The sequence below is a fragment of the Marseilla massiliensis genome (assembly GCF_023336985.1).
Taxonomy (GTDB): Bacteria; Bacteroidota; Bacteroidia; order Bacteroidales; family Bacteroidaceae; genus Prevotella; species Prevotella intestinigallinarum.
Genome location: NZ_JAMBLP010000006.1, coordinates 12,700 through 33,525 on the forward strand (window position 1 = coordinate 12,700; position 20,826 = coordinate 33,525).

14 protein-coding genes are annotated in these 20,826 nt (G+C 60.8%); 1 reads left to right on the forward strand and 13 read right to left on the reverse strand.

The genetic code is table 11. The annotated features are described in order from the left end of the window. Positions 1-22 precede the first annotated feature (22 nt). Positions 23-988, forward strand: coding sequence for a bifunctional diaminohydroxyphosphoribosylaminopyrimidine deaminase/5-amino-6-(5-phosphoribosylamino)uracil reductase RibD (ribD, locus tag M3089_RS06210; protein ID WP_249082542.1), 966 nt, complete (start codon positions 23-25; stop codon positions 986-988). A 233-nt stretch (positions 989-1,221) separates the two neighbouring features. Here ribD and M3089_RS06215 read toward each other — a convergent pair whose 3' ends face one another. The 13 genes from M3089_RS06215 to M3089_RS06275 form a co-directional block, all read right to left on the reverse strand. Continuing rightward, on the reverse strand, positions 1,222-1,437 hold the full coding sequence (locus tag M3089_RS06215; RefSeq protein ID WP_249082547.1) for a hypothetical protein: 216 nt from the start codon (positions 1,435-1,437) through the stop codon (positions 1,222-1,224). 36 nt (positions 1,438-1,473) lie between these two features. Next, positions 1,474-2,688 (reverse strand): clostripain-related cysteine peptidase, encoded by a 1,215-nt coding sequence (locus tag M3089_RS06220; protein ID WP_249082550.1) that lies wholly within the window; start codon positions 2,686-2,688, stop codon positions 1,474-1,476. Positions 2,689-2,739: 51 nt separating this feature from the next. Next, positions 2,740-3,438 (reverse strand): HAD family hydrolase, encoded by a 699-nt coding sequence (locus M3089_RS06225; RefSeq protein ID WP_249082551.1) that lies wholly within the window; start codon positions 3,436-3,438, stop codon positions 2,740-2,742. Between the two features lie 319 nt (positions 3,439-3,757). Continuing rightward, positions 3,758-5,107 (reverse strand): NAD(P)/FAD-dependent oxidoreductase, encoded by a 1,350-nt coding sequence (locus M3089_RS06230; protein ID WP_205108042.1) that lies wholly within the window; start codon positions 5,105-5,107, stop codon positions 3,758-3,760. 222 nt (positions 5,108-5,329) lie between these two features. Continuing rightward, positions 5,330-6,700: an RIP metalloprotease RseP gene (rseP, locus tag M3089_RS06235; RefSeq protein ID WP_249082553.1), complete on the reverse strand. Its 1,371-nt coding sequence runs from the start codon at positions 6,698-6,700 to the stop codon at positions 5,330-5,332. An 89-nt stretch (positions 6,701-6,789) separates the two neighbouring features. Continuing rightward, positions 6,790-7,959, reverse strand: coding sequence for a 1-deoxy-D-xylulose-5-phosphate reductoisomerase (locus tag M3089_RS06240; protein ID WP_249082554.1), 1,170 nt, complete (start codon positions 7,957-7,959; stop codon positions 6,790-6,792). 80 nt (positions 7,960-8,039) lie between these two features. Then, positions 8,040-8,549, reverse strand: coding sequence for a ribosome maturation factor RimM (gene rimM / locus M3089_RS06245; protein WP_249082556.1), 510 nt, complete (start codon positions 8,547-8,549; stop codon positions 8,040-8,042). Positions 8,550-8,645: 96 nt separating this feature from the next. Continuing rightward, positions 8,646-9,953 (reverse strand): UDP-N-acetylglucosamine 1-carboxyvinyltransferase, encoded by a 1,308-nt coding sequence (gene murA / locus M3089_RS06250; RefSeq protein WP_205108050.1) that lies wholly within the window; start codon positions 9,951-9,953, stop codon positions 8,646-8,648. Between the two features lie 12 nt (positions 9,954-9,965). Beyond that, positions 9,966-10,574, reverse strand: a complete 609-nt coding sequence (locus tag M3089_RS06255) for a DUF4290 domain-containing protein (RefSeq protein WP_249082558.1) — start codon at positions 10,572-10,574, stop codon at positions 9,966-9,968. A 71-nt stretch (positions 10,575-10,645) separates the two neighbouring features. Beyond that, positions 10,646-11,338 carry a tRNA (adenosine(37)-N6)-threonylcarbamoyltransferase complex dimerization subunit type 1 TsaB gene (tsaB, locus tag M3089_RS06260; RefSeq protein ID WP_249082559.1) on the reverse strand — a complete coding sequence of 231 codons (693 nt, stop codon included), beginning with the start codon at positions 11,336-11,338 and terminating at the stop codon, positions 10,646-10,648. A 1,002-nt stretch (positions 11,339-12,340) separates the two neighbouring features. Continuing rightward, a complete protein-coding gene (locus tag M3089_RS06265; RefSeq protein WP_394802258.1) occupies positions 12,341-14,482 on the reverse strand; it encodes an alpha-galactosidase in 2,142 nt (713 codons plus the stop codon). Between the two features lie 68 nt (positions 14,483-14,550). Continuing rightward, a complete protein-coding gene (locus M3089_RS06270; RefSeq protein ID WP_249082561.1) occupies positions 14,551-16,506 on the reverse strand; it encodes a sialate O-acetylesterase in 1,956 nt (651 codons plus the stop codon). A gap of 327 nt (positions 16,507-16,833) precedes the next feature. Beyond that, complete coding sequence (locus tag M3089_RS06275) at positions 16,834-20,820, reverse strand: hybrid sensor histidine kinase/response regulator transcription factor (protein WP_249082563.1); 3,987 nt, start codon at positions 20,818-20,820, stop codon at positions 16,834-16,836. Positions 20,821-20,826: the final 6 nt, after the last annotated feature.

Below are 20,826 nucleotides of genomic sequence, written 5' to 3' on the forward strand. Positions count from 1 at the left end.
CAAATTAAGCCACAAAAACCAAATGAAAGAAGACAAAATATACATGCGCCGCTGCCTGCAGCTGGCTGCCTGCGGCATGTACGGAGCCCGGCCCAACCCCATGGTGGGCGCGGTGATAGTGGCTCCGGGCGGAAGGATAATAGGCGAAGGCTGCCACCGGCACTGCGGCCAGGGCCACGCCGAGGTGAACGCCTTTGCATCTGTGGCCCCGGCCGACGAGGCCCTGCTCGCCGAATCGACCATGTATGTAAGCCTGGAGCCCTGCGCCCACTATGGCAAGACACCGCCCTGCGCCGACCTGATAATAAGTAAAGGGGTGCGGCGCGTGGTTGTCGGGTGTGTCGACCCGTTCGCCAAAGTGCACGGACTGGGCATACGCAAGCTGCGCGACGCAGGCATCGACGTCACCGTCGGTGTGCTTGAGCGAGAGTGCGCCGAGCTCAACCGCCGCTTCTTCACGTTCCAAACGCTCGGCCGGCCCTACATCACGCTGAAATGGGCGCAGTCGGCCGACAGGTTCATCGACAGCGGCTTCCGCCCCACGATGATATCAACACCGTTCACACAGATGCTTGCCCACAAGCTGCGCACAGAGTGCCAGGCCATCGTGGTGGGCCGCGTCACCGACGAGCGCGACCACCCGCAGCTCAACATACGCCACTGGAGCGGGCCCGCCCCGCGCCGCATGGTGCTGAGCCACAGCCACGACATCGATGCCATATTGGCCGAGTGCCGGGCCGACAGCCTGCAGTCGCTGCTCGTGGAGGGCGGGGCCGCCACCCACCGGGCCTTCATTGAGCGCGGGCTGTGGGACGAGATACGCGTTGAGACGGCCCCCCTGGCCCTGCACCGCGGCACCCGCGCCGCCACGCTGCCCGACTGCCTGGCGGTGAAGAGCCACACCGTCTGCGACAACAATGCCATCACCGTATACGTAAGGGAGCAACGTCGGCCCACCGGCGCGGCCGACGCCGGAACGGCCCATTAGCAGCCTTGGCAAACGCCTGGCAGTCAACAGAATAGCAATACCTGCCGTTTTGCAGTGTAAAACGGCAGGTATTGCTACATGAAACAGGCCGTTTTGCAGTGCAAGACGGCCCTTTTCGCAAATCAATGGCACTGCGGCCCAACCGGCATCAGGGCAACATGGGGCTCTACGCGCGCCGCAATCACCGTGGCAAGGCCGTTGGCCGGGCTTTGGCCGGGGGCAATGCCGCAGGCTCACCTCACCGTCACGACCACGCGGGCATAGCGGGTGAGCGCCGGCGTGCCGTCGTCGGTCACGGTGCAAACAAAATGGATGGTGTCGCCGGGCTTTGCGTCGGCCTCGCCGTCGGTAGTGACAATGACGCGTGGCCTTTCACCCGCTAATAGGCGGCCCAAGCCACCGGGCGGCATCAGCGCCATCAGGACAACCAGCAAGAATATCTTTTTCATGCCATCACATCGTTTGCATCAACATGTGTTTTAATGTCAGTGGGTGGCCTCATACCACGACGTGGCGGCCCAGTCGGCGGCATAGCTGCTCGTGGTGGGCGCCGAGGTGGTAATGCCCGAGTAGGCCCTGATGTCCTCGGCCCCGCTGAATGCCGAGTAATACTGCGGGGTATGGGCCTTGTATGGCACCGCCCTGTCGAGCTGCCCCTCAAACTCTGACAGCAGCGCCGTGTCGGTGCAGAGGGCTGCCACATAGTCGCCAAGGTCGTAGAATATGGGCGGCCGGTATCCGTCCATGCGCTGCAAGGCCGGCCGAAGCGATGTGTCGAGGTCGTAGGCCGCCTCAATCTTTCGCAACACGCGGGCCAGGCTGTCGAGCTCTGAGGTGCGCGTCACGCCGATGGTGCCGTAAGGATAGGTGTAAGAACTGTAGAAATCGAGGAACTTGGAGCACACGGCCTCATAGTCGGGCTCGCCGAGCAGCTCGGGCCCCACCTCGGCATAAGGCATCCCGTAGGCCATTATCTCGGTGGGGCAGGCTATTAGATAGTCGGTGACGTGGCGCAGGTCGTAGGCCACCTCGACCGACGACATGTAGCAGTCGTCGAAGAGTATGAAGTCGAGGTGCATGCCGGCGCCCTCTATCCCCTCTGCCAGCGTGGTGATGTCGGTCTGAACGCTGGGCGTCCGCCCGCCGAAGAAGCGGGTCAGCGGCCCGCCGCCGGCATCCCAGTGGTAGCCCTGCCGTGGCGCCATGCGCATTGCCCTGGACTGGCTGACGGGCACCCAGCCCATGCCGTGGCAGCCTATTGTCATGGCATAGTGCTCGGCCGGCGCCTCGGCCTTGACGTCGGCAAGTATCGAGGCTATGCCCTCGGCCGTGGTGTACGATGGCGACGAGTAATCCCTGAGCTTCACTTGGCGGCAGCCGGAGCCGTCGGGCACGAGCTCGAACAGCTGCGCCTCGGTGGCCGTGGTGCACATGAAGACCAGCACACGCTGGCCGTCGAGCCCATTGGCCGCTATGGCTTTCTTCATGTCGAATATGTTGTTGTAGAAATAATTGGTCAGGTCGGTAGACCATGGCAGGTACATCAGCAGCGTGCGGCTCACCGTGGCAGGCGGCGTCACGGGGTCGGGCTCGTCGGTGTCGTCGTCACACGACACCACGGCCATGGCCATCATTGCGCCCATGGCCAACGTTGCCATGCGCCGCAAGGCGAGTGGTAGTGATGAGATGGCGTAGTTCATTGTCTGTGCGTTGGTTTAGTCGGATATAAAAGGATTAGCCTGTGGGGCCGCTCACACGTAGGCGAGCAGGTCGGCAAAGCGCCCTATGCGCACCATGTGCGTATGCTCGAAGTCTTCAACCTGCTCGAGCTTCCATGTCACGTGAAACGGTATGTGTACGGCCCGTGCCCCTGCCGCCAGTGCCGGGGCCACGTCGCTCTTGAGCGAATTGCCCACCATGAGCACGCTGCCGGGGGCCACGCGCATTCGGCGGCACAGGTTGAGGAAGGCCCTCTCGGTCTTGTCGGACACTATTTCCACGTGCTGGAAATACTTCTCGAGCCTCGAGCGGCGCAGCTTGTTCTGCTGGTCGAGCAGCTCGCCTTTGGTAAACACGGCGAGCCTGTAGCGCCCCTGCTCATAGAGGGCGGCCAGCGTGGCCTCGACGCCTGGCAGCGGCGTGGCCGGCAACTCGAGCAGCCGCTTGCCCAGCCGGAGCAGTTCGCCGACCACGGTGCCGTCTACCCGGCCGCCGCTCAGCCTCACGGCGTTCTCTATCAGCGACAGCACAAAAGCCTTGCAGCCATATCCCAGCAGCGGCATGTTGGCCTCTTCGGTGGCAAACAGCGAGGCCGACACGGTGTCGGCCGGGGCGTAGGGCGCGAGCAAGCGGCAATACTCGCGTTCCACATCGTCGAAGTACGACTGGCAATCCCACAGTGTGTCGTCAGCGTCAAAGGCGATTACCTTTATGTCAGCGAATTTTTCCATCTTGCAAAGATAGTTAAGTTTCACGAAGATTTGCGGCTGCCGGATGTTAAAGAAGCAAAAACCGGCCTTTGCCTGCGGCCTGCCCCGGGCTGCCTGCGGCCCAGCCTGCCGCGGCGGCAGTGTAGCCCCGGGCAGCGGCCACGGCTGGCGCCACGCCGCAAAACGGCCTGAAACGGGATGCCGAATGGGCCGTTTTGAAACACAAAACGTGCCGTTCGGCAATACCGAACGGCACGTTTCACAAGCTATCTGTAACACAGCGGGTTACGGCCGTGGCCGGATGGTTCACGGCAACGGCACCGGCAAGGGGCCCACCGGCCTACGCCTTGTCTCCCTGCAAGTCGTCGCCCCAGTGCATGGTGGCCTCACGCTGCTCGCGGTCGCGCACCTCCTTGGGCTTTGTGGGATAGAAAATCATGCGCAGCGACTGGTTGTAGTTGAAGTAGTTCCACATCCAGTTGAGCAGCACCACCACCTTGTTCTTCACTCCGAGGATTGAGCGCAGGTGGACAACGAGCCACATCACCCATGCCACGAAGCCGCTGAGCTTCAGCCCGGCAAACTCGCACACGGCCTTGTTGCGGCCCACCGTGGCCATCGAGCCGAGGTTGCGGTAGCGGAAGGGGCGCAGCTCGCGCCCGCGCTCCAGGCGCCGTATGTTGCGCGCCAGGTTGGCGCCCTGCTGTATAGCCACCTGTGCCAGCTGCGGATGGCCGCCGGGATAGTCGGGGTCGCCCTCGACAAGGCACTGGTCTCCGATGCAGAACACGCCGTCCATGCCGGGCACCCGGTTGAACTCATCGACCAATATGCGGCGCCCGCGGCCCAAGTGCTCCTTGGCGATGTTGCCAACCTCCGAGCCGGCCACGCCGCTCACCCAGATGAAAGTGCGCGTGGCGATGGAGCTGCCGTCGGCCAATATCACCTTGTGGTCGCGGAAGTCGGTCACCATCTTGTGCAACAGCACGTTGACGCCCATGTTGCGCAAGAAGTTCTCGACGGCCTCCGACGACTCGGGCGACATGCCCGAGAGCAGCCTCCCGCCGGCCTCTATGAGGTAGATGTTCATCAGCGAGGGGTCAAGGTCGGGGTAGTCGCGCGGCAATATGGTGCGCTTCATCTCCGAGAGCACGCCGGCAACCTCGACGCCGGTGGCGCCGCCGCCCACAATGACCACGTTGAGCAACTCCTGCTGCTCCACTTTCTCGGCGCAGGTGATGGAGCGCTCGAGGTTCGACAGTATGGCGTTCTGCAGTCCCATGGCCTCGGCCACGGTCTTCATCGGCATCGACTCGCGCTCAACGTTGGCGTTGCCGTAGAAGTTTGTGGTCGTTCCCGCCGCCAGCACGAGGTAGTCGTAGTCTACCTTGCCGATGGAAGTCTGTATCAGTTTCTTCTCCGGGTAAATGGCGCGCAGCTCTGCCATGCGGAAATAAACGTCGCGGCTGCGCTGGAAAATTTTGCGAAACGGGAACGATATCGAACTCGGCTCCATCCCGGCCGATGCCACCTGATAGATCAGTGGGGGAAACTGGTGATAGTTGTTCCTGTCTATCAGTATCACCTGCAGACCCGAATGGCGCAGCTTGTTGGCCACCTTGAGCCCGCTGAAGCCGCCGCCAACGATTACGACCCGCTTCTTTCCGTTTCTTTCGATGTTAAGACTCATGTGTTTGTTATGAATAATGAATAATGATAAAAGACTAATCCTGTTTTGCCATGTGCAGGCCACGCCCATGTGCCATGGGCGTGGTCTCAATGTGTTTCTGGCCACTCGATGCACCCCGACGTTGCCGGCCGCATGCGGCAACAGCCGTGCCGGCCGCCCGTCCTGCCGGCGGCAGCCGCAGCCCGGCGCAGCAAGCCAGGCTTGTCTGGGGCGCTCATGGCGCTACATATAGCCGAGCCAACGCAGTATGTCGTTGAGGTTGGCAACCAGCATGAGCAGTATGAGGATGGCAAAGCCCACATACTCGGCGCGTATCATGAAGTTTTCGCTGGGCTTGCGGCGCGTTATCATCTCATAGAGCAGGAAGAGCACGTGGCCGCCGTCGAGCGCGGGGATGGGCAATATGTTCATGAAGGCGAGTATGATGCTTAGGAATGCCGTCATCTTCCAGAACATGTACCAGTCCCACGTGGGCGGGAAGAGACTGCCTATGGCCCCGAAGCCGCCTAGCGACTTGGCCCCGTCGGCAGTGAACACATACTTCATGTCGCTGACATATCCCTTCAGCACGTCGACGCCATACACCACGCCGGCCGGGAAACTCTCCCAGAAGCCATAACGCTTTGTGACGGGCTGGTAGATGGCCGAGGTCATCTTGACGGTAAAGCCTACCTTCAGGTCGGCCGAAAGCACCACGCTGGAGGTGTCGAGGCGCCCGCCGCGGTCGATGACCAGGGTGGCACGGCGCACCTTCATGCTGTCGGCCGGGGTCTTGGCCACGGCAAGCACGTCGCTCAACCGGCCTATCTCGTCGGTGAAGGCATTCCACGAGCCGACCTTGACGCCATTGATGCCCACCACCATGTCGCCCCGGCGCATGCCCATCCGGGCTGCCGCCGTACCGGGGAGCACGCTGTCTACCTCGGCCGGGATGAGCGGACGCACAAACGACGGCTGCTTCTGCAGCATGTCAAGCATGTTGAGGTCGCCAGGCAGACTGAGGCTCATGGCCTTGCCCTGGCGCACTATGTCGACACGGCGCGCCTCGGACAGGTCGCGGTAAAGGTCGGCGTTGAAATCCTTGAACTCGCCCTTCTCTGTGCCTATCAGTATGTCTCCGTCTTTGAAACCGAGGGCCTTGGCGTCTGAATTGAACACCATGCCGTGCGTCATGTTCCTCACCGGGATGTAAGTGTCGCCCCAGTGGAACAGTATCATCGAATAGATGAACAGGGCGAGGAGGAAGTTCACCAACACGCCGCCCACCATCACAAGCAACCGTTGCCACGCAGGCTTGGTCCTGAATTCCCACGGCTGGGCGGGCTTCTTCATCTGCTCGGTGTCGAAACTCTCGTCTATCATGCCCGAAATCTTGCAGTAGCCGCCTAAAGGAAGCCACCCGATGCCGTATGTAGTGTGGCTTTTCTTGGGCTTGAACTCAAAGAGATGGAACCAGGGATCGAAGAAAAGGTAGAACTTCTCGACGCGAATGCCGAAAAGCTTGGCAAAGAAGAAGTGCCCGCCTTCGTGCAGAAGAACCAGTATGGATATTGCCAGCATGAACTGCAATACCCTGATCAGAAAGATTTCCATTTCGCTGTTGATTGATAATTTTATTGCTATGGTTTAACTGTTCCGTCCGGACGGGCGTGCCGGGCCCGGCCGTACGGCAAGGCATGTGGCTACGGGCGCATGCCGCCCTGCATTATCTCGGCTGCCACGCGACGTGCCTCGGCATCGGTGGCAACGTATGTCTCGTATGAAGGATTGGGGTCGAAGGACACTCGGTTCATTGTCTCGGCTATCACGTCGCCCATCTGCAGGAAGCCGCAGCGGTCGTCGAGGAACCCGCGGTTGGCCACTTCGTTGGCCGCATTGAGTATGCACGGCATGTTGCCGCCGCGCCCTATGGCGTCGAAAGCCAGCGAGAGGCAGCGGAACTTCTCCATGTCCGGCTCGAAGAACTCGAGCTTGTGGCTGAACAGGTCGAGCCGCTCTGACGACAGGTGGATGCGCTCCGGGAACGAGAAAGCATACTGTATGGGCAGCCGCATGTCGGGAACGCCGAGCTGGGCCTTCACCGCCCCGTCGCAGAACTGCACCGCGCTGTGTACGATTGACTGCGGATGGACGAGCACCTGTATCTGTCTTGGCTCGACACCGAACAGCCATTTGGCCTCGATGACCTCGAAACCCTTGTTTATCATCGTTGCGCTGTCGATGGTAATCTTGGCTCCCATCTCCCACGTCGGGTGGTGAAGGGCGTCGGCCTTGGTCACCGTGGCAAGCTGGTCGATGGTGTAGTTGCGGAAGGGGCCGCCGCTGGCAGTGAGCAATATCTTCTCTATCTGCGCGTCGCCCTCGCCGGCCAGGCACTGGAAAATGGCCGAGTGCTCGCTGTCGACGGGCAATATGGCGGCGTGATGCCGCCGTGCGAGGTTGCAGATGAGCTCTCCTGCCACTACAAGGGTCTCCTTGTTGGCCAGGCAGATGGTCTTTCCGCGCTTTATGGCGTGTATCGTCGGCGACAGGCCGGCAAAGCCCACCATTGCCGTGAGCACCATATCTATGGGCCCGGACTCCACTATTCCGTCGATGGCCTGCGCCCCGGCGTACACCTTGACGTCCGGTTGGTCGGCCAGCAACGCCCGCAACTCGTCATAGCGGGCCTCGTTGGCAATGACGACGGCGGCGGGCTTGAACCTCCGGGCCTGCTCGGCGAGCAGTTCAACCTTGTTGTTTGCCGTCAGGCAATATACCTCATAGCGATCGGGGTGCTCCTCGATCACCTGCAAAGCCTGTGTGCCTATCGACCCTGTTGAGCCGAGTATGGCTATTTGTTTCTTATCCATTGCTTAATAAAATGTAATAGCTTGCCTCATAGGCGGCCCCGGGCCGTGCGCCCGAAAGCAGCCCGCCGGCCCCGGCGGTGCTACAGGTCAAGCAGCCCCTCGGGCAACCTTACGGTTATTGTCTGCCCTTCTGCGTCGACGCCGTCAATCAAGTCGGCGGCGGCCGGCACCAACCGGCCGTCCTCGAGCTCAAACAATATGTTTGAAGTGGCGTCGTCTACCGAAGCGATGCGCCCCACGCTGTCGCCCGACACGGCGTCGACCAGGGTGAAGCCCACCAGCGACGCCCACGACATTTCGTCGGCGCCGGCCCCTGCCAGGTGCCTCGGGAAGTAAACATCGCAACCGGTCAGGGCGGCGGCCCTGTCCTGGCTGTCGATGTCGCAGAACTTGACGAGGGCCACTTCGCCGCTCTTGAATCGGTATTCCTCGATGAAGAACGGCACGAGTATGCCGTCGACAGAGAGCACCAGATAGTCGCTGTCGACGCGGTCGAACACGTCGTCGTCGAAACGGAACGTCACTTCGCCCTTCACCCCGTGCGGCCGTCCGATGCGGCCAATCCTGTAAACGTCTTCTTGTCTTATCATCTGTCACTGTTGTTTGGCAGCCTTCAGCGCCCGCCGGGGCCGCGCCGCGCCACGTCTGCATGCCTGGCGCCCCGGCGCATACGCCCCGTCCGGGATTCAGCTTATGCGCTCTATCCTGGCCCCGAGGTTGTTGAGGCGCACCTCGATATCCTCATATCCACGGTCTATCTGCTCTATGTTGTCTATGCGGCTCGTGCCGCATGCGCTCATGGCAGCTATGAGCAGTGCTATGCCGGCCCTTATGTCCGGGCTGGCCATGCGCCCTGCGCGCAGCCTCCTGTGGTGGTCGTGCCCCACAACGACAGCCCGGTGCGGGTCGCACAGTATTATCTGCGCCCCCATGTCGATGAGCTTGTCGACGAAGAAGAGCCTGCTCTCAAACATCTTCTGGTGGAAGAGCACGCTGCCGCGCGCCTGTGTGGCCACAACGATGAGCACCGACAGCAAATCGGGCGTCAGCCCCGGCCACGGGGCATCGGCCAGAGTCATTATCGTCCCGTCTATGAACGATTCGATCTGGTAATGGCTTTGCTTCGGTATCACTATGTCGTCGCCCTCAATGCCCATCTTTATGCCAAGCCTGCGGAAGGCCTCGGGTATGATGCCGAGGTTGCGCAGCGACACGTCTTTTATGCGCACGCCGTTGCCGGCCATGGCGGCCATGCCGATGAACGAGCCCACCTCAATCATGTCGGGCAGTATGTCGTGTACTGTTCCGTGCAGCCCGTCGGTGCCGACGATGGTGAGCAGGTTGCTGGCAATGCCGCTGATGCTCGCCCCCATGCGGTTGAGCATGTGGCACAGCTGCTGTATGTATGGCTCGCAAGCCGCGTTATATATGGTGGTGGTGCCCCGAGCGAAGACGGCGGCCATGATGATGTTGGCCGTGCCGGTGACCGAAGCCTCGTCGAGCAGCATGTAGCAGCCCTTCAGCCGGTCGGCCCCTATCTCGTAAACGTTGCGGTCTTCGATGTGGCGGAACTCCGCCCCCAGGGCCTTGAAGCCGAGGAAGTGGGTGTCAAGGCGCCTCCGCCCTATCTTGTCGCCGCCCGGCGTGGCAATGACAGCCTTGCCGAAGCGGGCCAGCAGCGGGCCTATCAGAAGCACGCTGCCGCGCAACGCCGAGCACTTGCGCACAAACTCGTCGCTGCCGAGGAAGCCCAGGTCGAGGTCGTCGGCCCTGAATGCATACTCGTTGCGCCCCCGGCGGTCTACCTTCACGCCAATGTCCTTGAGCAGAAGTATCAGGTTGTTGACGTCGCGTATGTCGGGAATGTTGCGTATTACCACCTCGTCGGCAGTGAGGAGGGTTGCGCAAATCACCTCGAGAGCCTCGTTCTTGGCTCCCTGCGGCGTTATGGTCCCACTGAGCGGATGGCCGCCCTCAATCAAGAATGATGCCATGCCGACGCCCGGTTATTTGCGTTTCTTCCTGCGCTGCACGTCGCCTGCGGCTGCAGCCGGCATGCGGTCGAGCCTCATGGTGCCGAGGTCGAGCTGCACCTTGCCGTCGGTGAAGCGTGCCAGGTCGGCCGCCACGCGCTCGTCGTCCATCGACCCGTGCCCCCAGGCAGCCAGGTCGCGCTTCATCTGGTTGGCCGTTATGCGCACCAGCTCGTCGCGTTCCTCGCCCTCGGGCATGGCCTTGAGCTTCTCAAACATCTCTTCAATAAGCCGTCCGTAGTGGCGCAGGCGCACATGGCTGCCCTTTTTCGGCATGGCCATGGGCTCGGGCTTGCCGAGTATCTTCTCGGCCTCCGACACGTCGTAGGGCCAGTCTATGTCGAGCTGTTTGTGACTCATGAGGTACAGGTGGTCCCAAAGCGTCTGCTCATAGTTGGCGTTTTCGCGCAACTGGGGCACCTTGGTTATCATCATCCTTACGATGGTCTCGGCGCAACGCAGCCGCTCGCCCCTGTCGGGCAGGGTGACGGCATAGTCGACCATCTTCTGTATCTCGCGGCCGTATTCTGGCATGAGCAACGGCTCGCGCTGGGTGTTGTAGTCCAATCCTTCTATGTTCATTTTTCCTTTTTGTCTTTGAAGTAAGTAACGGGCAGCCCCGCACGTTGTCCGGCAGGCAGCCCTCAGGGCCGTCAGAGCAGCTTGCGGGGTGTCTTGGCCACGAAGTCCTTGAGGTAGAACGGCACGAAGTAGGCCACGTCTTCCACCTTTCCGCCGGCCAGGCGCTTCTCGGCCAAGGGCATCATCCACTTGGCCAGCGGCGATATGCCTTCGATGAGCCTGGCGTTGGGATGGGCTATGGCGTCGATGCACTTGGCGGCGCCGTCGCCGAAGAAGTAAACCGGGTGCCGGTCGAGGTAGTCGCGGTAGGTGTCGGGCCCAACCACGTCGGCCCCCACCTCCCTCACGGGGCGCAGGGCGCGGTCGTATACGCCCGCATAGACCTCCATGCGGCGTGCGTCGATCATAGGGCAGAGCAGCGCGTCGTCCTCAATCTCGTCGTGATCGAGCAGCACCGGCACGCAAAGCAGCTCGAGCGTGGGCACCGACAGCAGGCTCACGCCGCGCCCATAGCAGATGCCCTTGGCCATCGACACGCCTATGCGCAGGCCCGTATACGACCCGGGGCCGCAACTGACGGCCACGGCGTCGAGCCCGGCTACATGGCCGTCGACAAACGTGAGGGCCTCATCCACAAACGTTCCCAACTTCACTGCGTGGTTGGGGCCGCCGAAATCTTCGCGGCTAAACAGGCACGCGCCGTCTTCGCTGACGGCTACGGAGCATACGTTGGTGCTCGTCTCAATGTGCAATATACACGACATATATGAATAATATAATCCTAATGAAATGCAAAAATACTGTTTTTTTTCGTTAAATGCAATCGTTTACAAGAAATTAACGCGATACTTCGGCAGCATGGCCCCCGGCCGTGGCTGTCTGGCCGGGTGGCAACGGCATGTGGCAGCCTGCCGCATGGGGCTTAAGGGTGGCCGGAAGCGGAGGCGCAGAGGCAGCGGAAGCGCCCGGCAGGCCATGGCCGCGCGGCCCATTGCACCACGTGACACGCCAACGGCGACGGCCGCCGGGAGGCCCGGATTCAACGCCACGCGCGGCGCAGGCACACGGCCCCGACGCTCATTTTTGTAAACATGGATGCCTGCATTTTGCCAACTTGCAATAGGGTGTTGGCGGGAGCAAGGCCTCAAGGCGTCAACCGGGAGTTGGCTGGCTACAGCTTTTGCAGGCAACACCAGACGATTCAGCCGACAAGTGCAGCGAGCGACAACTCATTACAACTAACAAACCACTCCTTCCAATCCCTTCAAACCCACAGCATTTGGCAGAATGCGGACATTCATTTTTTGTAAAAATAATCCACGACGCCGCCTCGGAGGCGCAACGCCCTGGCCCACAGCGCATTGGCAAACGGACCGTAACAGACTGCGAAACGGGCCGTATTGCACGGCCGAACGGCCTGTATGGCGGCCTGAAACAGGCCGATTGGCAGGCCCGGGGCGCAGCGGCGGGGCATCGGCGCCGGCCGTGTAAGGCTTTTTCAAACCACGGGGCCCACGCATGAAGCAGCCGGGCCTTAGGCCGGCTGGGCCGGCCCGCCGTGGCACGACCGCTGCCGGCAGGCCCGTGCAGCGGCCTCTGCCACCGCCGGCGCCACCGTCATGCGGCAGCATGGCAACGCCCGGGGCTGGGAAACAAAATGGAGGTGCACGTCGGGAAACGGCACCTCCACCATAAACAAAGCTAACCTTGCGGCAGCACCCGGCTGCCGCAACACGTGCGTATGCCGGCCACGGTGCCGGGCCGCGTCACTCGGCAGTCAGCTCGTAGACACGGCTCGACAGCTTGTTGCCTGTGAACAGCGGCAGGCCGACGGTCATGAGATACGCGCCCGAATAGCTGCGGGCCTCACCCTGCGAGCCGTCGGCGCGGTTGATTTCGCGCACGCTGTAGATGGCCGAGGCGTCGAGGCCGTCGAGAACCACGTTGTAGAGCCGCTCGGCGTAGCGCGGATAGATGTCGAAAGCGAAGACCACGCCGCTGCGCCTGTCTTTTGTCACATACATGGTCGACGCATGGTTGCCGTCGTAGGGCGACACAAGGCGGTACTGGTCGCCGTCGAGTATTGCCGGCTTGAGCCTGTTGAAGTCGGCAACCGACTGCTTGCAGTATGCCAGCTCGCCGGCGCTGATGTCATGAAGGTTGATGTCGAAGCCGAGCTTTCCCATCATCGCCACGTTGACACGGAACTTGATGCCCGCATCCTTGTTCCACGACGTCACGTGGGCACACTGAACCTTGGCCGGGAACACCTGCGAATAGCCCCACTGTATGAACAGCCGCTCAACGGGGTCGGTGTTGTCGCTGGGCCACATCTCGGTGAAATACTTCAGCGCTTCGTAGTCGGTGCGGCCGCCTCCGCCCGAGCACAGCATCATGGGCAGGTCGGGATACTTGGCCTCTATGCGCTTGAGCACATTGTAAAGCCCGCACACGTAGTCTACATACAGGTGGGTCTGGTCGTGCCCCTCGTAGTTGGAGTAGATGTTGGTTATGGGGCTGTTGCAGTCCCACTTGAAGTAGGCTATGCCCGGATAGCGGGTGAGCAGCCCGTCGACCACGCCGAACACGTAGTCCTGCACCTTCGGGTTGCTCATGTCGAGCACCAGCTGGTTGCGGAAGTAATACTCCTTACGGTTGGGCAGGGTTATCACCCAGTCCTTGTGCTTCTCATACAGCTCCGACTTCGGGTTCACCATCTCGGGCTCTATCCACAGCCCGAACTTCACCCCCTGGCGCCGTGCCTCGTCGGTGAGGCGGCCTATGCCGTTGGGCAGCTTGCCGGCCGTGACATCCCAGTCGCCCAGGCCCTGCGTGTCGCTATGGCGCGGATATTTGTTGCCAAACCAACCGTCGTCAAGCAGGAACATGTCGACACCCAGCTCCTTGGCGTCGGCTATGAGCTTCAGGAGCTTGTCTTCGTTGAAGTCGAAATAGGTGGCCTCCCAGTTGTTGAGCAGCGTCATGCGGTTGCCCGTGCCGTCTTTCACCCTGTACTTGCGGGCCCAGTCGTGCAGGTTGCGGCTGGCCTGGCCCGTGCCGCACTGGCTCAGAGTGAAGATGAAGTCGGGAGTACGGAAGCTGCCGCCCTTGTCTATGCGGTACTGCGAGGCATAGGGGTTGATGCCGCCGAGCACACGCAGCGCCCCGAGGTTGTCGACCTCGAACGTGAAGCGGTAGTTGCCTGTCCATGCCAGTGTGCCCACGAGCACCTCGCCGGCTTTCTCGGTGGCCGGCGTGCCTATAGACAGCTGGAAGAACGGCGGCGCAAACATGTCGGCACGGGCGCCGAGCTTGGTGTCTATCACCTTCTTGCCGAAGTACAGCTCTTGCGTGTGGCGGCGCACCTCGGCCGCCCAGTCGCCGTCGTATTGCGTCAGGTAATACTTAGGGGCGTAGAAGTGGAGCATGGCCGAGGCGTACTTCTCGAGCTCAATGGCCTTTTTCTCGCGGTTGAACACCTCGCTCCATGCCACAAACACGTCTTCGTCGGCGTATGCCATGAAGTGCAGCGCCACCTCGTCGGCATACACCGGGTCGGCAAGCCTTATCACGGTCTCCGTTCCCCCGGGGCACGCCTTTGTCTCGTGCGACCTGTACTCAAGCAGCGTCGACGAGTTGGCGTCGGCCCGGTTGATGTGGATGGCCGGCTCGAAATAGTCTTCCATGCCATGGGCCTGGTAGGCTTCCTTGCCCAGCGGCAGGCCGGCATAGTCTGACTTTGCCGGCAGGCGCTTGCCCAGATAGCTCTGGTAGAGGCGCCCGTCGTCGCCAACGGTAAACACAAGACCGGTCTTTGCGGTCTCAATCACAATCTGGCTCTTGGCCCATGCCATGCCCGACATGAGCAAGAAGCCGAACGCCAAGATCAGTTTTCGCGTAATTTTCATATCTTCTGGTATGTTATGAATGTTGTTGTCAATGCAATGCTTCAGCCCGCCGGGCACCCGGCGGCCCGTCAGCGGGCAAACTGCGCCACGGGCAGGCCTGTCTCGCCGCGCAGGTTTCCGAGCGGATAGTCGGCCCAGTTGTACCTCACGGCCTCTATGCCACCGTCGGCCGAGAGCCTCAGCGTCCGCTTGCCTGCCACCGTCACGGCCGGCACCACCCATTGGCCGGCGGCGGTCTTCACTATGAATCCTTGCGGCCTGCTGCCGTCGACGACGATGTTGCCGTCGAACTCAAGCTCGGCACCACCGCCGGCGTAGCGGCACGACACCGGGACGGGGGCCGTGTCTACCACCCAGCCGACACCGTACGAGCGCTTCAGCGCTATGAGCGAGAGCCTGCGGGCCACCTCCTGCTTGTTCTTGGGGTGTATGTCGGCAGAGTCGCCTATGTCGATGGTCACGGCCATGGCGGTGTTGTCGAGCGACAGGGCGTCGGCCTGCGCCTGGCGCAGAGCCGCCCATCCCGACTCCGGCTGCACGAGGCAGGGCTTGAGGTAGGCCGACAACTGCACGAAATAGAACGGCATGTCGGGCGAGTGGCGCATCTCGCGCCAGTCGGAAATAAGCCTGCGGAACAGCGGGGAATACTGCTCGGCGCGGCCCACGTTGGAACATCCCTGGTACCACAGCACGCCTTTGACGGGCATGGTGACTATGGGGCACACCATGGCATTGTAAAGCACGGTGGGGAACGACGACCCCGAGGGCGAGACGGGCTTGCGGGGCAGCTTGCCGAAATCGGCAAAGACCTCATACTCCCAGCCGCCTGCCAGCGACACGGTGTCGCCACCGCACGACATGGCCACGTCGCGGGCGTCGCCGCAGATGCCGCCCTCGCCCTCATAATCGGTCACGCACACCGTCACGACGGCAGCACCGCCCTTGACCATGCCGCCCGGTATGACGTATGAGCGCCTGACGTTGTAGCCCGAGCCCTGGGCAATCTTGACGCCGTTGAAGTAGGTCACGTCCTCGTCGTCGATGCACCCCAGGCTCAGTGTCACGGGCCGTCCGCTCCAGCCGTCGGGTATGTCTACCACCTTGCGCAAGCGCACCATGCCGTCGAACGACGGCAGCGCGCCAATCTCCCACTGGCCCGGCACGGCCATCACGGGCAAGCCGGTGGCAATGGGTTCCGACAGCGCCGGGGCCCCGTCGGCCAGCACCCGCACGCTGCCCTTGCCTCCGGAAGCCAGGGCCTGGGCCCGCCACTGCATGAGGCGGCTGTTGTATGCACTGTCTATCCGGGCGGCATCAAAGCCGCAACCGGTGAGCAAACCAAGCTCTTCGGCAAAGCCCGGCACCGTCTTCACGCCTTCGAAGCTGGTCCAGGCCTCGGCCGGCGTGCCGCCCCATGTGCAGTCGATCACACCGACATGCACTCCGAGCCTTGCCGCCATTATCCTTGCGAAAAAGTAAGCCACGGCCGAGAAGTCCTCGACGGTGGACGGGCTGCACGTGCGCCAGCCGCCCATCTCGACCCCTACATCCTCCTGCGGGGTGAAAGCCATGGTGTTGCTGATTTGCAACAGCCGCACCGACGAATTTGAGGCGGTGGCTATCTCGCGCTCGTAATCCATCACTTTGCCCCATCCTCCGAGGGGCATCTCCATGTTCGACTGCCCGGAGCACAGCCACACCTCGCCCACGAACACGTCGCGGAGCACCGTGGGCTCACCGTCGCTCAGGCTGACCGTGTATGGGCCGCCGGCCTTGGGCGTGGGCAACTGCAGCGAAAAACGGCCTCCGGCCTGCGTTGCCACGGTGACGGCCTTGCCGCCCCACGATGCCCTTGCGGTTACCGAGGGCCCGTCGGCCCTGCCTTTGATAGTCCAGACACTGTTCTGTTGAACCACCATGCTGTCGGTCACGAAGTGTGGCAATGCCACTTTCGCTTCGGCATAAGTCGACGGGGCCAACAGGCACAAGGCCATCAGCCACATCAACAGAGTTTTTCTCTTCATCGTAATATACATATTTACAGTCTTAAACAGTTATCGATACTGTCCTTAGGTTATTGGGACGGCCAACCGCCGAAACGCTGCCGCCACACGGCCGGCAACGTTACGCTCTCTGATTGGCCACGACAAAGGTATCCATTTATATTCAGTGGCGTGGCAAATAAATCATCAAAAAATAATATTTTTGTACCAACATGCACAAATACACACACATACGGAACAAACAGAGAACCTTGACTCACAGCCAAGGGGTGCATAAAGCGCGAGCCACGGCCCTGTAGTCGGCCGGCCGGGCCCATGGCGCACATGGCCATGAAGGAGCAATGAGGCTCACGCCATGCCGCCCCGGTCGCTGTCGCGGCACTGTTTCTCAAAGTCCTTGGGGCTTATGCCGAACTGCCTGAAGAAAAGTTTGCTGAAATAAGAGGGCGACGACATGCCCACCATATAGCAGATGTCGCTTATAAGGTAGCGCCCGTCTTGTATGAGCCCGGCGGCCTTCTTCAGCTTCACCGTCCTGATAAGCTCAACCGGAGACATGCTGAACACCGACTTGATTTTGCGCAGGAGGCTCGAGTGGCTCATGCAAAGCATGTCGGCCATCAGCTCGACATTAAACTTGTCGTCGCCCATGTTGTCTTCTATTATCTTCACCACCTTGTTCATAAACTCCTCGTCGGCTTTCGTTATGTGCATGCTGTTGACGCCGAAGAAAGGCTTCTTGTAGAACGAGTCGCGCTCGCGCCGACGGTTGTCGAGCAGTGAACCGAGCAGCTGGCGGAGGTACTTGACAGAGAAAGGCTTCTCGACGTAGGCCTCGGCGCCCATCTGCAGCCCCCTTATCTTGCTGTCGAGGTCGTTCTTTGCCGTTATGAACACAACGGGAACGTGCGACATGTTGATGTCGGCCTTGACCGCCCGACACAGCTCGAAACCGTCCATGACGGGCATCATCACGTCGGTCACGACAATGTCGACGTGGGCCTGGGCCAGCTTCTCCAACGCTTCGCGCCCGTTGCGCGCCGTCTCGGCGGTGAACGCCATGCCCACCTGGTCGGCCAGAAACTCCCTCATGCTGTCATTGTCTTCCACAATCAGCACAGTGTAGCCGCCCTGGCTGTCGTTAGCTTGGTTGGAATCGTCATCGAGCAAGTAGCCCGACGTGTCCACAACATGGTTGTTGTTGAGCCTCACGCCCTCCTTGTTCAACGGCACAGTGACGCTGAACACGTTGCCATCCGAATCGTTGTCGGCCAAGACAAGGCTGCCACCGAGCAACGAGGCCAGCGAACTGGACAACGGCAGGCCTATGCCCACGCCGGGCTCCACGCCGTCCGACCTGTCGGCCCTGTAGAAACGCTCGAATATGCGTTGCCTCTCCTCGCCGCTAATCTTGCTGCCGTCGCTCTTCACCGACACGGTGAAACAATGTTCGTCGGCCGTGAGAGCCACGCTTATGGCGCTGCGCGCATACTTCAAGGCGTTGTTGAGCAGGTTGCTCATTATCTTTGTGACAGCCTCGCGGTCGGTAGACGCAACGACCGGCTCGTCGGGCACGCTGCACTGCAGCGTCTTACCCTTAAGCATGATCGACGGCTCAAAGCGGGCAACGGTCTCGCCCAGAAGCACGCAAATGTCAACGTTCTCGTATTTGAACGTAAGCTTGTTGGCATCAATCTTCTGGAAATCGAGCAACTGGCCCGTAAGGTTGAGCAGGCGCTTGGTGTTCTGGCGCGTCACACTGAGGTAGTGGCGAGCCTGCTTGTTGCCTATGCCTATTTCCTCGATTGCCTCGAGCGGGGCGTCGATAAGCGTGAGCGGGGTGCGTATCTCGTGAGCCACCTCGGTGAAAAACCTAACCTTTTTCTCATACAACTCCTTCTCCTTGCTAACGGCAAACAGACGCTGGCGCTCACGCAACTGGCGCTCTTTGTAATAGCAATACCACTTGAACCAAAGGGCAAAGGCCACTACCGCCAGCACAATATATACAAGGTAGGCCCACAACGAGCGCCACCACGGCGGACAGACCACCAGCCCGAGCTCGCGCGTGGCTACCTGCCCGTAACGCTCGGCCTTGACACAAAGACGGTAAACGCCCGGCGGCAGGTTGGCAAACGACACATGGTTGTCTGCCATGTGAATCCACTCGGTGTTTACCGGCTCCAGTTTGTAGCTGTAGACATCGCCACCTGTCACTCCGAAAGATGGTGCCACGACATTGAGCGAAAACGTAGACATGCCGTAGGGCAGCCTCAACTTGTCGGCAAACATGATGTTGCCGTCAAGCGGCGAGCCATCCGTGCTTGCCGTAACTTCCCTGTTGTATATGCACAACCGGGTGAAGTAGACGGCAGGCATGGCCTCGCGCCTGTCGTCAATGTCGGGGTTGAAGGCCACCACTCCGCCTATGCCGCCAAAGTAAAACGTCCCGTCGTTGGCCCTGATTGCCGCATTGTAGTTGAACTGATTGTGCGGCAAGCCGTCTCTCACGGTAAAAACCCTGACCGAGTTTTTCTGCGGATTGAACCTCACAAGCCCCTTGTTGGTGCCAAACCACAGGTTCCCCCTGCCGTCGTCGAGCATGTTGTATGCCACGTCGTCGGGCAAACCCTCGGCCGTGCCGTAAGGAGTGAAGTCGTCGCTGACGCTATTGTAACGGCAAATCCCGCCGCGGTCGGTCGACACCCACACGTCGCCGCGGCTGTCTTCCATGAACGAACTGATGCTGTTTGAGCGCAACCCGTTTTCCGAAGTGCCGTCGGCGATATACCTCTTGAATCTTCCCGTCGACGGCGTATACCGCCAGATACCGTTGCCCATGGTGCCTATCCACACCGTGCCGCGATGGTCTTCGAAGAGCGAAAATATCCAGTCGTAGCCCGTCTCGTTGATACGGACAAACGACGGCTTGCCCTCGTCACGGCGGTAAAGCGCATATCCCAACCCCACCCACTCGTTGCCGCGACTGTCTTTCAGGTAGGAATAAACACTATTGTCGGCTTCATGCATGCTCAAAGCCGGCATGGGGTGGCCTTGACTGTCTATCATGACAAGTCCGACACGCGGAAATCCCGTCTGCACCAACCCGTTGAAGCGGCTCAGGAAGAGCGTCGATTCGCCATGCCAACGGCCCTGACCGAGTGGCGTGGCACGCCCGGTGGAAGGGTCAAGCACGAATATACCATCGTCTTCGGTACCAACCCAGATGCTGTTGTCGCCGGCCTGGACAAGCCCGCTGACCACCCTGCCGGTGATGCCCGACCACTTTCCGTAAACGCTAAACTTGAATTTGTTGCGAGAAACGTAGTTGGCTCCGCCGTAAGACGTGCCTATCCATGCATCGCCTTTGCCGCTCTCATACATGCAACAGATGATGTTGTCTGACAGACTGAACGGGTTCTGGCTGTCGGCAAGCAACAGTCTGTCTGTGTGCGCCGCCTTGTTGAGTATGTAAAGCCCATGGCTCGAACCCACCCAAATCTCGTCGTCAAAGCAAAGGAAGCACCGAAGGTAGATGCGGCCCTCGCCAGAAAAGGGAATGCGCTCGAACATGTTGCGCTCCTGGCTGTAGCGGAAAAGCCTGCCGTCTGTGGCCGCCAAGACCATCGAGCCGTCGCTGTCTTCCTTCAACGCGGCCAGCCTGACGCCATCGAGCTGGTTGCCTGCAGCGTCGACGACACGACGGAAGGTGCCCGAACGGGCGTCGTAACGCCACAGCCCCGCCCCGGCCGTTGCCACCCACACCTCTCCGTCGCTGCTTACGCACAGCTCCGAAGGCACGTTTTCCTTCATCTTGCCCTGCCTAAGGGTTATCGGGAAATATTCAACTCGACCGCCGTGATAGCGGAAAACGCCGAGGTCGGGCAGCAACACCCACACATTGCCCTTGCCGTCGCCGTCAATAGCCTGCACCCAATTGTCGGCATAGATGCCTGTCTTGGCGTCTTTCACGCCAACAAAGCCGAAGCGGTCCGACCTCGGGTCGTAGATGTAGACCCCGCGGTCGGTGCCCACCCACAGCCGCCTGTGCTCATCTTCATACAGCGCCGCTATGTTGTTGTTGCCTTGCTTTGCCTCATAGTCAAAACAGTTGAGCCGCCTCATGTCGATGCCGTCGTACCTGTGAAGGCCGTTCTTCGTGCCGAGCCACACAAAGCCGTAGCTGTCTTCAACGATGCACTTGACGTTGCTCGACGACAAACCTAAGCTATTGTCGATGTGCTTAAACGAATAATTGCCGCCACCATGCGCATGCATGTACGGCAGCAGCACAGCCATTGCAACCACGGCCAACCTCACCAGCATTTCATTCATGACGGA

Bases quoted from the DNA above. Each gene is read 5' to 3' on its own strand.
- ribD (WP_249082542.1), top strand. From the start codon at position 23: ATGAAAGAAGACAAAATATACATGCGCCGCTGCCTGCAGCTGGCTGCC.
- M3089_RS06215 (WP_249082547.1), bottom strand. From the start codon at position 1,437: ATGAAAAAGATATTCTTGCTGGTTGTCCTGATGGCGCTGATGCCGCCC.
- M3089_RS06220 (WP_249082550.1), bottom strand. From the start codon at position 2,688: ATGAACTACGCCATCTCATCACTACCACTCGCCTTGCGGCGCATGGCA.
- M3089_RS06225 (WP_249082551.1), bottom strand. From the start codon at position 3,438: ATGGAAAAATTCGCTGACATAAAGGTAATCGCCTTTGACGCTGACGAC.
- M3089_RS06230 (WP_205108042.1), bottom strand. From the start codon at position 5,107: ATGAGTCTTAACATCGAAAGAAACGGAAAGAAGCGGGTCGTAATCGTT.
- rseP (WP_249082553.1), bottom strand. From the start codon at position 6,700: ATGGAAATCTTTCTGATCAGGGTATTGCAGTTCATGCTGGCAATATCC.
- M3089_RS06240 (WP_249082554.1), bottom strand. From the start codon at position 7,959: ATGGATAAGAAACAAATAGCCATACTCGGCTCAACAGGGTCGATAGGC.
- rimM (WP_249082556.1), bottom strand. From the start codon at position 8,549: ATGATAAGACAAGAAGACGTTTACAGGATTGGCCGCATCGGACGGCCG.
- murA (WP_205108050.1), bottom strand. From the start codon at position 9,953: ATGGCATCATTCTTGATTGAGGGCGGCCATCCGCTCAGTGGGACCATA.
- M3089_RS06255 (WP_249082558.1), bottom strand. From the start codon at position 10,574: ATGAACATAGAAGGATTGGACTACAACACCCAGCGCGAGCCGTTGCTC.
- tsaB (WP_249082559.1), bottom strand. From the start codon at position 11,338: ATGTCGTGTATATTGCACATTGAGACGAGCACCAACGTATGCTCCGTA.
- M3089_RS06265 (WP_394802258.1), bottom strand. From the start codon at position 14,482: ATGAAAATTACGCGAAAACTGATCTTGGCGTTCGGCTTCTTGCTCATG.
- M3089_RS06270 (WP_249082561.1), bottom strand. From the start codon at position 16,506: ATGAAGAGAAAAACTCTGTTGATGTGGCTGATGGCCTTGTGCCTGTTG.
- M3089_RS06275 (WP_249082563.1), bottom strand. From the start codon at position 20,820: ATGAATGAAATGCTGGTGAGGTTGGCCGTGGTTGCAATGGCTGTGCTG.